13 protein-coding genes and 1 other annotated feature are annotated in these 11,686 nt (G+C 60.3%); of the genes, 4 read left to right on the top strand and 9 right to left on the bottom strand.

What is annotated here, in order from left to right; genetic code table 11:
* The first annotated feature begins 112 nt into the window (after positions 1-112).
* On the top strand, positions 113-493 hold the full coding sequence (gene speD / locus D3P04_RS21370) for an adenosylmethionine decarboxylase (protein ID WP_119751905.1): 381 nt from the start codon (positions 113-115) through the stop codon (positions 491-493).
* Here speD and D3P04_RS21365 read toward each other — a convergent pair.
* The 5 genes from D3P04_RS21365 to D3P04_RS21355 are packed head-to-tail and all read right to left on the bottom strand — an operon-like array spanning position 460 to position 4,357.
* Positions 460-2,001, bottom strand: coding sequence for a polyamine aminopropyltransferase (locus D3P04_RS21365; protein WP_232845119.1), 1,542 nt, complete (start codon positions 1,999-2,001; stop codon positions 460-462). The two genes, speD and D3P04_RS21365, sit on opposite strands and share 34 nt — an antisense overlap.
* Positions 1,998-2,222, bottom strand: a complete 225-nt coding sequence (locus tag D3P04_RS23805) for a DUF350 domain-containing protein (protein ID WP_232845118.1) — start codon at positions 2,220-2,222, stop codon at positions 1,998-2,000. The genes D3P04_RS21365 and D3P04_RS23805 overlap by 4 nt, the downstream gene beginning before the upstream one ends.
* Before the next feature lie 21 nt (positions 2,223-2,243).
* Positions 2,244-2,417: a hypothetical protein gene (locus D3P04_RS23490; RefSeq protein WP_182912961.1), complete on the bottom strand. Its 174-nt coding sequence runs from the start codon at positions 2,415-2,417 to the stop codon at positions 2,244-2,246.
* A 12-nt stretch (positions 2,418-2,429) separates the two neighbouring features.
* Positions 2,430-3,746, bottom strand: a complete 1,317-nt coding sequence (locus D3P04_RS21360) for a DUF4178 domain-containing protein (RefSeq protein ID WP_119751903.1) — start codon at positions 3,744-3,746, stop codon at positions 2,430-2,432.
* Positions 3,743-4,357 carry a DUF4178 domain-containing protein gene (locus D3P04_RS21355; protein WP_232845117.1) on the bottom strand — a complete coding sequence of 205 codons (615 nt, stop codon included), beginning with the start codon at positions 4,355-4,357 and terminating at the stop codon, positions 3,743-3,745. The genes D3P04_RS21360 and D3P04_RS21355 overlap by 4 nt, the downstream gene beginning before the upstream one ends.
* Before the next feature lie 184 nt (positions 4,358-4,541).
* On the opposite strand from D3P04_RS21355, the gene D3P04_RS21350 reads away from it, so the two are divergent.
* The 3 genes from D3P04_RS21350 to D3P04_RS21340 are packed head-to-tail and all read left to right on the top strand — an operon-like array spanning position 4,542 to position 7,545.
* Positions 4,542-5,528, top strand: a complete 987-nt coding sequence (locus D3P04_RS21350; protein ID WP_119751901.1) for a Bug family tripartite tricarboxylate transporter substrate binding protein — start codon at positions 4,542-4,544, stop codon at positions 5,526-5,528.
* A 9-nt stretch (positions 5,529-5,537) separates the two neighbouring features.
* Entirely contained in the window at positions 5,538-5,984 is a 447-nt protein-coding gene (locus D3P04_RS21345; RefSeq protein WP_119751900.1) for a tripartite tricarboxylate transporter TctB family protein, read from the top strand.
* Positions 5,985-6,000: 16 nt separating this feature from the next.
* The gene (locus tag D3P04_RS21340; RefSeq protein WP_119751899.1) at positions 6,001-7,545 is read left to right on the top strand and encodes a tripartite tricarboxylate transporter permease; all 1,545 of its coding nucleotides are present in this window, start codon (positions 6,001-6,003) and stop codon (positions 7,543-7,545) included.
* A gap of 68 nt (positions 7,546-7,613) precedes the next feature.
* On the opposite strand, the gene D3P04_RS21335 is transcribed toward D3P04_RS21340, so the two are convergent.
* The 4 genes from D3P04_RS21335 to metF all read right to left on the bottom strand — a co-directional run bounded on the left by D3P04_RS21335 (position 7,614) and on the right by metF (position 11,611).
* Positions 7,614-8,123 carry a L,D-transpeptidase family protein gene (locus tag D3P04_RS21335; RefSeq protein ID WP_119751898.1) on the bottom strand — a complete coding sequence of 170 codons (510 nt, stop codon included), beginning with the start codon at positions 8,121-8,123 and terminating at the stop codon, positions 7,614-7,616.
* 124 nt (positions 8,124-8,247) lie between these two features.
* Complete coding sequence (locus D3P04_RS21330; RefSeq protein ID WP_182912960.1) at positions 8,248-9,540, bottom strand: SAM-dependent methyltransferase; 1,293 nt, start codon at positions 9,538-9,540, stop codon at positions 8,248-8,250.
* A gap of 102 nt (positions 9,541-9,642) precedes the next feature.
* Positions 9,643-9,695, bottom strand: a sequence feature (sul1 is cis-regulatory element that is thought to sense ions involved in sulfur or methionine metabolism; They are found in Alphaproteobacteria).
* Positions 9,696-9,785: 90 nt separating this feature from the next.
* Positions 9,786-10,418 (bottom strand): nucleoside/nucleotide kinase family protein, encoded by a 633-nt coding sequence (locus D3P04_RS21325; RefSeq protein ID WP_119751897.1) that lies wholly within the window; start codon positions 10,416-10,418, stop codon positions 9,786-9,788.
* A 317-nt stretch (positions 10,419-10,735) separates the two neighbouring features.
* Positions 10,736-11,611, bottom strand: a complete 876-nt coding sequence (gene metF, locus D3P04_RS21320; RefSeq protein ID WP_119751896.1) for a methylenetetrahydrofolate reductase [NAD(P)H] — start codon at positions 11,609-11,611, stop codon at positions 10,736-10,738.
* Between the last annotated feature and the right edge of the window lie 75 nt (positions 11,612-11,686).

Raw genomic sequence — 11,686 nt, 5'->3', positions numbered from 1 at the left:
CTTAATCCATAAAATCCGATCTTTAACCGGGATTTGGCCCGGTTAACCATATTCACATGGTTCATGCGAAGTCGCATGGCGCTTTCCGGCGCAGGGCATTAAAATTGCCCGCATGATCGAACCCTTACGACATATCACGGGAACACATCTTCTGATCGACCATTTCGGCGGTCGGTTTCTGGACGATCCCGCCCGTCTTGAAGCCATCCTGCGCGCTGCCGCCGCGGCTGCCGGGGCGACCGTTTTGTCGGGCTCGTTTCATCATTTCGGCGGCGGCAACGGCGTGACCGGCGTGCTGCTTCTGGCCGAGTCGCATATCTCGATCCACACCTGGCCCGAGCGGGGCTTTGCGGCCATCGATATCTTCATGTGCGGAGACGCGAATCCCGACAAGGCGGCGGGGATGCTGAAGCAATCGCTTGCGCCCCGGCATGTGGAAACACGGCGGGTGATGCGCGGTCACTCGAACCATTTTTCCCAGCCATCCATATAATAATCTGCCAGAACATGGGTCTGTATATGGTTCGCCTCGACCTCGAGGCGGGCCATGTCGGGCGGGAAGCGCGTGGCGGCGCTCCATTGTCCGGAATCCAGATATCGCAGCCCATCGGGCAAGTCAGGCATGCGATCCCGCAAGCGCATGGGTGACGCCATCACGAAGCCCCATTCTCCGAAACTGGGCACATAGGCGTGGTACGGCAGAACGGAAAGCGGCGCAGACAGATCGAACGGGTTGCGGGTCTCGTCCCATGTGGTGACGATCGACCAGAAGGCTTCGCGGGCAAACAGCGGCGCGCCGGACTGGGTGACGATGACCGATTGCGCCGTCGTCCTTTCCATCAGCAGCGCGTAGAACTCTGCCGAATAGAGTTTGGACAGCGTCAGGTTCTTGGGATCGGGCAGGTCCAGAATGATGACATCATAGGCCCCATCGTCATTTTCGACGAATTGCCACGCATCTTCGTTTACGATCTTCAACCGGTCGTCGGAAAGCGAATGATCGTTCAGCGGCGCAAGCTGGGGATGGTCGCGGAACAGCTCTGTCACGCGGGAGTCCAGATCGACCAGCGTGACATTCTTCACCTCGTCATGGCGAAGAACCTCGCGCGCGGCCATGCCGTCGCCGCCGCCCAATATCAGGATATCCTCGCGGCGCGGAGCCATGCCGATGGCCGGATGCACCAGCATTTCGTGATATCGATATTCATCGAGCGAATCGAATTGCAGCGAATAATCCAGATAAAGCCGTGTCCGGTCGCGGAACTGCGTCAGGGTGATGTTCTGATAGGGCGTCGCTTCGCTGAAAATGACGTCATCCTCGAACAATTGCGCCTCGGTAACCGACAGAAGTTTCTCGGACTGGATCAATGCCGTACAGGTCAGGACCAGCGCAATCAGCCATGCGGCACGCTGCCGCCCGCTGCTTTCATCGCGAAACAGCCAAAGCGAGATTCCGGCGACCAGCAGGTTCAATGCGCCGAAAACAAGGCTGGCGGACATCAGGCCCAGATGGGGAACGATCAGCAAGGGAAAGGCCAGCGAAGCGATCAGGGCGCCGGCATAATCCACGCTCAGCACGTTCTCGAAACGGAACCGCGCCGCGCCCACACGTTCGAGAACCCGTGCGATCAGCGGGATTTCCATGCCCGACAAAACACCCACCGCCGCAAGCAGGCCGAACAGCACCGGGCCGACTGCCGAAAGATAGGCATAGGCATAGAACAGCGCCGGAGCCATGAAGCCGCCGACCACCGCGATGAGGATCTGCACCCAGATAAAGCCGGAAACCGGTTGTTCGACAAAGCGCGACAGCCATGCGCCGACGCCCATGGAGGACAGGAACACACCGATGACAAGCGAGAACTGGCGGACGGAATCGCCCAGAAGATAGCTGGATGCCGTTGCGGCGATCAATTCATAGACCAGCCCCGCGACGGCGATCAGGAATGTCGCGATCAGCAGCCAGACATCTCGATGCGCCGGCCGCGAACCCGCCGTCATGAAACGATGACGGCTGCGATGATGAGGGCGATCGACAGGAAGATGCACCCGAACAGAATCGCCAGCGCGATATTCTGATCTTCTTCGATCTCCTTGATGATCGAGAAGGGCGTTGCCCGGTCGATCAGCTTCCAGACTCCCCACATCAGGGCGCATCCAAGGAATGTGAATGCGATCGTGCTGATCACATCCAGAACGAAACTTGCCATAAAGTGGTCCATATCAGCTTCCCCTTGCAAAGATCATTTCACATTGCCTCCGGCATAATACCCGCCGGAACCTCCAACCCGGACCGATCCGGCACCGGCTGAGGGCATGTCGGTACTTTCTCCGCCGATACCAAGGCGCCCCACATACCACGATCCGCCAAAGGCGGACAGGCACAAGACGATGAAAAATATGCGGAAAACGCTCATCTATCTGGCCCCTCAATCCTCATCGTCCCAGTCGCTTCCCGCCCAGCGCCGCTGGTGCAGGATAGCCGGCAGCGCGAGTGTCACGAATGACAGGACGAAGAACAGCGCGGCGGCGAAATACGCGGGGACGCCGCTGGTCTGCGCTTGACTGACGCTTACCGAGATCTGCCGGACGACCTCGGGGAATTCAGAGCGCAACAGGGTTCTGGATATCCCGTCCTTCCAGAATCCCGCCTCTTCGATATCGATCTCAAGCTGGTAAGGGCCGGTCTTTTCCCCTGGCCTGAAACGGATTGCCGCGTGAGAGCCGTCTTCGGTCCACTTGCCGTCGCCGTCGCGGCCCGAATAGTAATCGCTGGTCCTGCCGATCTCGAAGCGGGGATTGCCATCGGGATCGGTCAGCAGGAAATCGATGCCGGCCCAGCCGTCCACGACATCGCTGTCCAATTCGATGACGACCAGCCCCTGGTCATTGGTGATCTCGAAATCCACTGTGGCGGGCAGGTCGGCATTGATGTCGAACACCCGCGAGACAAGCTGTTCGCCGGGATTCAGCGACAGGATCAGGCCAAGGATCAGCAGCATCGCCCCGAACAGGCCCGAGACGGCGCCGACAAATTTGCGATGTGCCCATGTCCTGGCGGGTTTCAGCGGATGATTTTTCTGTAAAGGCGGCGGCAGTTCGATCCCGAAACCGTCGGCGATGTCCTTTGCAGGGACATAGGTGGTCAGGTAGATCTCGCGCTCGGTTTCCTCCTGCGAGAAATCCAGCATGCCCGTATTGCCCAAGGCCGAGATTGTCTGCGTGCGCTGCCCCGGTTCGGGCTGCCAGGTGAATTCGCCTTCCGCAAAGGAAATCACGGCATCGGTGGTCTCGTAATATCTGTATGTCTCGTCCCCGCAGCTGGCCGAGGGGCGATGTTCCGAATGCTCGACCTGATAGGTGCTGATCCAGGCATCGGTCCTGACGCGCCGGGAAAAGGTGACATGGCCGTTTTCGAAATTCAGCCAGCCATAGCCATGGGTTTCGGAATAGACCTGATGCTCGGTCCATGCCCAAACTTCGCCATTCCAGTGTTCCTCATATCCCAGCGTGCCGATCACGGTGAACTCGACGCCGAAAAGCCGGCCGCGATCGCCAAGTTTGAATGCGCTTGCCGGGCGCTGCAATTCGCCGAAGGATTTCAAGGCGCGGTAATCGTCATTCGCGTCCAGCAACGTGCCGCAATAGGGGCAGACATGCGTGGTCACGCGCCCGCCGCCAAGGACGTTCAGCCCCGCACCGCAAGAGGTGCAGTCGATCGACCTGAGTTCGGCGGAAAGCGTCATGAAGCGGGTTCCACGACGATATCAAAGGGGTTGAACCAGTCGCCAAGATATAGCTGTGCGCCACCATCCCAATATTCATAGGACAAAATCGCGCTGCCTCGCCCGGATGCGTTAAAGAAATTATAGGTTTCGCCCACTTTCAATTCATGATCGAAAACACCGCGCAGGGCCACGCATTCCGCCTGCTCGATTTCTGTGATGACATATTCAGTTCCGCCCATGCGGATCGCATCACCGATCCGGGCCTTCTGGACGGCGCTGGACAGGCTTCGGTCGTCAAGTTCGCGCTGGATGGCCACGTCGCCTTCGTCCAGTGACACCCAGACCGGGGCGTTTTTCTCATCCACGCCCCAGAACTCGTCCCAGAAGCCCCGGCCATAGGAAAACCGCGCCTTGCCGCCCAGCGTGATCACCTGACCGCCCGCCTTCACGGTATCGCCGATGTCGAACAGCGAAACCGTGTCATGCATGACGCCTTTGACGCCTGCTGCGCGGACTGCGTCGTCTTCGATCAGGATTGCGGTATCGCAGGCTTCGCAGACGGTCATCCGCGCATATCGCGCCAGCTCATTCACCGGTGTTCCGCAATTCGGGCAATGAAAATCAGTCACAATTACGACGCCTGACCAATCGGATATCCTTTCGGGTCGATAACAAATCATTCCCCGTGACGCTACTATATCCTGTCAACGCCCGGATTTTCCGCGTCGATCTGCGCAACCGGACCCGTGAAACATTGACGCTGCCAGGCAAAGACGGGACAAGACATACAAGGAACAACAAGGAAACCGGACCATGATCACTCATATCAGCCGACGGGGATTTTCTGCCGCTGCCATCGCGATCGCCCTGACCGCCGCTACGCCGGTTCTGGCGCAGGAATGGCCGACGGGGCCGCTGCATGTCTATGTCGGGTTTCCTGCCGGATCATCGCCCGACACGATTGCCCGGATGATCGCGGAACCGCTGGCCGAGGCACTGGGCCAGCCCGTCGTGATCGAGAACAAACCCGGCGCGGGTGGCGTGATCGGCGTGCAGCAGATGTTGGCGCAATCCGATGGCCACAGTTTCGGCGTGACGATCAACGGTCCGTTGACCACGGCGCAACGGATGATTGCGGATATTGGCTATGACGCGGTGACGGATATCGCGCCGGTTTCCCTGATTGCGACGACTCCTCTGGTGCTGGCCGTGTCCAGCGATTTCGCCGCCGATGACGCCGCCAGCTTCATCGAGGACGCCAAGGCCCGCCCCGGCGAGATCAGCTATGGCTCGGTCGGGCAGGGATCGGGGGCGCATCTGACCGCGGAACTCTTTGCCAGCGAGGCGGGGATCGAGTTGTTCCATATCCCTTTCCAAAGCTATGCCGAGGTCACGACCTCGATCCTTGGCGGCGAGATCGATTCCGGCTTCATGGCCCCCTCGGCCGCCCTGCCGCATGTCGAGGCGGGGAAGATGAAGATGCTTGGCGTCACCTCGGCCGAGCCGTTCCCGCAGGTGCCCGATGTTCCGGTGCTGGCCGGTCAGGCCGGATTGCCTGACAATTTCCGCGCCGAGCTGTGGGACGCATTCATCGCGCCCGCCGGAACGGATCCGGCGATCATCGAGCGGCTGAACACCGAAATCACCGCGATTCTGGGCGACAAGGAGATTCAGGAGAAACTTCTGGCCATCGGATGGAAGGCCGAAGGCGGTGCGCCCGATCTTCTTGCGCAACGTATCGTCGAGGATACCGAGCTATGGGGTGCCGTGATCGACAAGACCGAAGCAGCGGCAGAGTAAGCGGCGGGAATGCAGCGCGATTATCACGATATTCTATGGGGCGGGTTTCTGTCCCTGCTTGGTCTCGCCGTGGCCGTTTATTCGGCCACGCATTACGATATCGGCAATCTGCGGCGGATGGGACCGGGATTTTTTCCGGTCTCGCTCGGCGCGGTTCTGGCGCTGCTGGGTGTGGTCATCGCCATCCCGGCTTTGTGGCGTGCAGGGGAAACCCGCAGCTTTGCCGGGCGCGAATTGCTCGGAATCATCGTTGCATTGCTTTTGTTCGCGTTATTGATGAATCGCGTAGGTATCGTTGTCACGGCGGCGGCCGTGTCCTTCGTGGCAAGCGCGGTGGCGCCACGTCCCGGGATCGTCTGGCGGCTGGTTCTTGCGGCGGTGATCGCGGGGCTGACATGGGCGGTCTTTATCGAGGCGCTTGAAATGGCGATCCCCGTCTGGCCGTGGAGCCGGTGATTCAGGAGCGGCGGACATGACGACATTGGAAGGACTCGCCCACGGTTTCACCGTCGCCCTGCAGCCGGAAGTGCTGATCTACAGCCTGTTCGGCGCATTGCTGGGAACCTTTGTCGGAGTCTTGCCGGGGATCGGCGCAATGGCGGCGATCACGCTGTTATTGCCGCTGACCTATTACATTTCGTCCGAAGCCGCTCTGGTCATGCTGGCCGGGGTTTATTACGGCGCGCAATATGGCGGCGCGGTCGCCTCGATCCTGCTGCGCCTTCCCGGCACGCCGCAATCGGTGGTGACGGCGCTGGACGGTTATCCGATGGCGCAGCAGGGCCGGGGCGGGGTGGCGCTGTTCACGGCGATGATCTCGTCCTTTGCGGGCTCGATGCTGGGGATCGTGGTGCTGGTGGTGCTTGCCGGCTGGCTGTCCGCTGTCGCGACCGAGTTCGGCGCGGCGGATTATGCCGCGATGATGATCATGGGACTGGTCGCGGCCTCGACCATCGGATCGAAACATCCGGCCAAAAGCTTTGCGATGGTGGTTCTTGGCCTGATCCTTGGTTGTGTCGGGACGGATGTGAATTCGGGAGCGCAGAGACTGACATTCGGCCGGACCGAGTTGATCGACGGCATCAATCTGGTGGCTTTGGCGATGGGTCTTTTCGGCGTGGCCGAGGTGATCTCGAATATCCGCAGGGCCGACCGTCATGGCCCGCCCGACCGGGTAACGCTGCGCCAGTTGATCCCGACACGTCAGGATCTGCGCCGGATGGTGGCGCCTGTGCTGCGCGGGACGGGGCTGGGCGGCATGCTGGGTGCCTTGCCGGGGACCGGCTCGACGATTTCGTCTTTCCTCAGCTATGCGATGGAGCAGCGCATAGCGCGCCAGCCCGAAAGATTCGGCAAGGGCGCGATCGAGGGGGTCGCGGGGCCGGAGGCGGCGAACAACTCGGCTGCGATCACGGCTTTCGTGCCCACCTTGACCCTTGGCATTCCCGGCGATCCGATCATGGCGCTGATGCTGGGCGCGTTGATCATCCACGGCATTCAGCCCGGTCCGTTGATGCTGGAGGCGCGGCCCGACATGTTCTGGGGGCTGGTGGTCAGTTTCGGGATCGGCAACCTGTTCCTGCTGATCCTGAACCTGCCGCTGATCGGGATCTGGGTGTCGATGCTGCGCATCCCGTTCCGCTGGCTGTATCCGGCGATTATCGTGTTCATCTGCCTTGGCGTCTACTCGGTGCGCGGCTCGGTTTTCGATATCGCGATGGTGGCCGGGATCGGAGCCGTCGGTTACGCGCTGTCGCTGGCCGCATTCAGCCCGGCATTGCTGCTGCTTGGCTTTGTTCTTGGCCCGCTGATCGAGACCAATCTGCGGCGTGCCATGCTGATCTCGCGCGGGGATCCGATGATCTTTCTGGAACGCCCGATCGCCTGCGGATTCATCATGGCGGCTGTTGCGCTTATCCTGTTCCCGATGGTGAAGTCTGTTTTTCGGGGCAGACGGCCGGGGGCGCTGCCCCCGGACCCCCGAGGTATTTGGACAAAGAAGAAGGGGCGGAGGTGAATTCGGGCGGCTGCGACGGGCATTAAGCGGATAAGATCTGCCCGTCGAGATCCGATGGTTTCGGCCTTTTACGGAAGGATGCGGATCGGGGTTCCGTCTTCGACCATGGCATAGATTTCCTCGGCCTGCTCATCCGTCACTGCGATGCAACCCACGGTCCAGTCGCGTTTGCGCTGCGACAACACCCGGCCTTCCGGGCCCTGGCCGTGAATGAAGATGTCGCTGCCGACTTGCAGACCCTTGGCCTGAGCCTCTGCAACATCCTGTATATCGGGATAGGAAATTCCGATCGAAAGGTGGTAGCGGCTGTCCGGATTGCGGCGGTTGATGTAATACAGCCCCTCGGGCGTCTTGCCGTCGCCCTCGAATTCCTTATCCCCGACCGGCGCGAAACCCAGCCCGAAAGGATAGACCTTCAGAACCTTGTTTCCGCTGAACAGATACATCTGGCGCGAGCTTTTATAGACGTCGATCCGGGTGACCCTGGGGCCGGAATAGGATTTGAATTTGCTGTCACCGCAGGCCACAAGCCCGGATAACAGGATACCAACTAAAAAATGTCTGCGCTTGAATGTCATGACGGCAGGTTAGACGGGGCATTTGCCGGTGGCAACGCAGTAACGGCAAGGAACGCCCTCGCCTTTGACTCACATTTGCGAGAGCAGGCGGTGACGTCCCAGGCTGCGCATGGATATTCCCGGCTCAACTCGCGGCGGTTTTCGCCAGGACCGGGCCGCGGCCGCTATCCTGCTTCCGAAGGCTGTCTTCCTGCATATGGATATAATTGCGGGTCAGCGGCAGGGATGAAACCGATTTCGCAAGCTGGATCTGATGAATGACCAGACCCTGATAACGGAATGCGGTCTCGGCCGCCGCAAGATAGAATTCCCACATGCGGGCGAAGCGTTCGTCGTAAAGTTCGATGGCGCGGGTGCGATTGGCCATGAAACGCTTGCGCCAATGCCGCAGGGTCTCGGCGTAATGCAGGCGCAGAACCTCGAGATCGGTGACGATCAGGCCGTATTTCTCGATCTCGGGCATCACTTCCGAAAGCGAAGGCAGATAACCGCCCGGGAAGATGTATTTCCGCACCCAGCCATTCGTCACATAGGGCGCGGTCGAGCGTCCGATATAGTGAAGCAGCATCACCCCGTCATCCGCCAGCAATTCGCTGACCTTGGAAAAGAACTCGCCATAGCTTCGGCGTCCCACATGTTCGAACATGCCGACGGAAACGATCCGGTCGAACTTGCCGGTCAATGCACGGTAATCGCGCAGTTTGAAATCCACCTGACCGGCGCGTTTCTCGGCGCGGGCGCGATCGGTCGAGATCGCCAGTTGCTCATCCGACAGGGTGACGCCCAGCACCCTGGCATCGAACATCCGCGCCAGATACAGCGCCAGCCCGCCCCAGCCCGAACCGATATCAAGCACCCGCTGGCCCTGCTGCATGTTCATCTTCGCCGCAAGATGCCGCTTCTTGGCAAGCTGCGCCTCTTCCAGGCCCTTGTCGGGAGTTTCGAAATAACCGCAGGAATATTGCCGGTCGCTGTCCAGGAACAGGTCGTATAACCGCCGGTCCAGATCGTAATGATAGGCGACATTCCGGCGCGAACGCAGAGGTGTATTGTAATCGGTGATGCGGATGAACAGGCGGACAAGGCGCCGGGTCAAGGTGGATAATCCGCGGGGTTCCTCGACTGTCAGATTGACGAATATCAGATCGAGAAGGTCGTACATGTCGCCTTCGATCAGGATCAGATCGCCATCCATATAGGCTTCGCCAAGCGCAAGATCTGGATACAACACGATTCGCGCCAGTGCCCGCCAGTTCTTGATCCGCATGATCACCGGTTGACCCGAACCGTCTCCGCCCTGGTAACGGGCACCGGACGGGAGCTCGATGATCAGAGTGCCCGTGCGGATCGTGTCTTTGACGAGATTCTTGAACTTCTTTTGTATGAGTTCCTGGAAAAAAGAGTCGCGTTTCGTCATGGCATTGTGTTCACATTGGATATGAGCACCGGTTCGAATCTGCCGCCGCAAATTCTGTTAACCAACAGGACCATCGTAACCCACGGCAACAGGAACCTGCTCGGATGGCCGGGGGATAGGCTCCCGGATGAGCCACTCGATCTATCGAGTCCGGTTCATCCAATTGTTGCACTATCTGAAATTAATTGTAAACGGCCCTGTATAAACATGGCAATGCCTTGCCGTCACAGGTGTTTTTCGCTGTTTCAGCCATTGGGAAGACGCAGATCGGCAGGCCGGCTATGTCTTGCGACAAGGCGCATGTTCGGCAGATCATTGCCCTCCAGCTTTTGCATCGCTTCTGTGGCCTCTGTCCCGGCCCATCTTGCGGCAAGGCGTTTGCGCAGGATCTCTTCGGGAACGTCGATGAACACCGTCAGGTCAAACCGCCGGGCAAGCTCTGACCAGCCCGGCCGGTCCAGCAGCAGATAGTTCCCTTCGGCGATGATCAGCCGTGCGGATGCCGGAATTTCACGGGCGGCGGCGCGGGCGATCTCGATCGAGCGGTCGAAAACGGGGACCAGAACCGGGCGGCCGTCATCGGCGGCCAGCCGTTCCAGCATGGCGGCGAAACCATCCAGATCGAATGTATGCGGCGCACCCTTGCGCAGCCTGTCGCCACGCTGTTCCAGCAGCCCATCGTCCAGGTGATAGCCATCCATCGGCAGAATCGCCGCCTGGCCGGGCGCACGGCTCGCAAGCCCGGCTGCCAGCTGCTCGGCCACATGGCTTTTGCCCGCGCCCGGAGCGCCCGCCAAGGCGACGAAACTCCGCCGCGTCTGACCGGCCAGTTCCGTCAGCCGGTCCAGCAGGGCATCAATCGTCGTGTCGCATGTCATTCGCGGGCCTTTCCGGGGGAATCGGCGCGGATTGCGCCGGCCGATCCGGCCAATAACATATCGTGACGGGCTGCAAAATTCCGCATCGGATGGGTTTTGCCGAAGATATCGACAAGGAGGAACCAGTTGATGTGCCGATACCCGTCCCGGCCTGTCCGATCAGGAGACGACGAATGGCAAACTGCACACGGGCGCCACACGCTGTTACGACGGAGCATGGGTGAAAATCGGCGGACAGGGTAAAGGGCGGGCAGGATCGTCCCGCCGGCTCGTATCGCGACGGGTTCCAGTCACAGCGATCCGGCATGGCGGATGGTTCAGGCAACGTTTTCCAATGCGCGGGTCGGCTTGACGCCAAGGGCAAGGCAGACGTCGCGGGTCAGTTCCGGGCGGTTCAGCGTATAGAAATGCAGGCGCTCCACGCCGCCGTCGATCAGCTTTTCGCAAAGTTCGACGCAAAGGCGGGTGGCCAGTTCGCGCTCGGCCGCGGGATCGCCATCGGTCTTGTCGAAAGCGTCATCGATCCATTGCGGCACGCTGGTGCCGGTCGCTTCGGCAAAGCGTCTTGCGCCTTTCCAGCTTTGGATCGGCAGAACGCCGGGGATGATGGGCGCATCGATTCCCGCCGCCGCGCATTTGTCGCGGAAGCGGAAAAAGGTCTCGGGCTCGATGAAGAACTGCGTCATCGCGCTGCTTGCCCCGGCATCAATCTTGCGCTTCAGCCACGCGACATCCGAATCGGTGCCGCTGCCGTCGGGATGAGGCTCGGGATAGGCGCCGACGCGGATCGTCATGTCGCCACGCGCGGCAATCGCCTCGATCAGCTCGACCGAGTTGGCGAAACCGTCGAGATGCGGCGTGAACCGTTCCTGCCCCTTGGGCGCATCGCCGCGCAGGGCCACGATCTCGCGGATACCGGCATCCGCATATTCCTGGACGATCTTCATCGTTTCGTCGCGGGTCGCCTCGACACAGGTCAGATGCGCGGCGACTTCCAGTCCGTAATGGCGTTTGATGGTCGTCACCGCCTCATGCGTCAGCTTGCGGGTGGTGCCGCCCGCGCCATAAGTGACGGAAACGAAATCCGGTGCGAAAGGGGCCAGGCCACGCGCGGTTTCCCACAGCCGGAAAGACGCATCCAGCGTCTTGGGCGGGAAAAACTCAAAGCTGACATGCGGCGTTCTGAGGGCCATATCGATTCCTTTCATTGCCGGTCTTGTGTCATGAAGCGCAGCGTGAGACAAATTCATAATCTTCAAGATTGTAAT

The sequence above is a fragment of the Paracoccus onubensis genome (assembly GCF_003591515.1).
GTDB lineage: Bacteria > Pseudomonadota > Alphaproteobacteria > Rhodobacterales > Rhodobacteraceae > Paracoccus > Paracoccus onubensis.
Note: the sequence above shows the minus strand (reverse complement) of the source record. Positions and strands in the feature narration are given on the sequence as shown.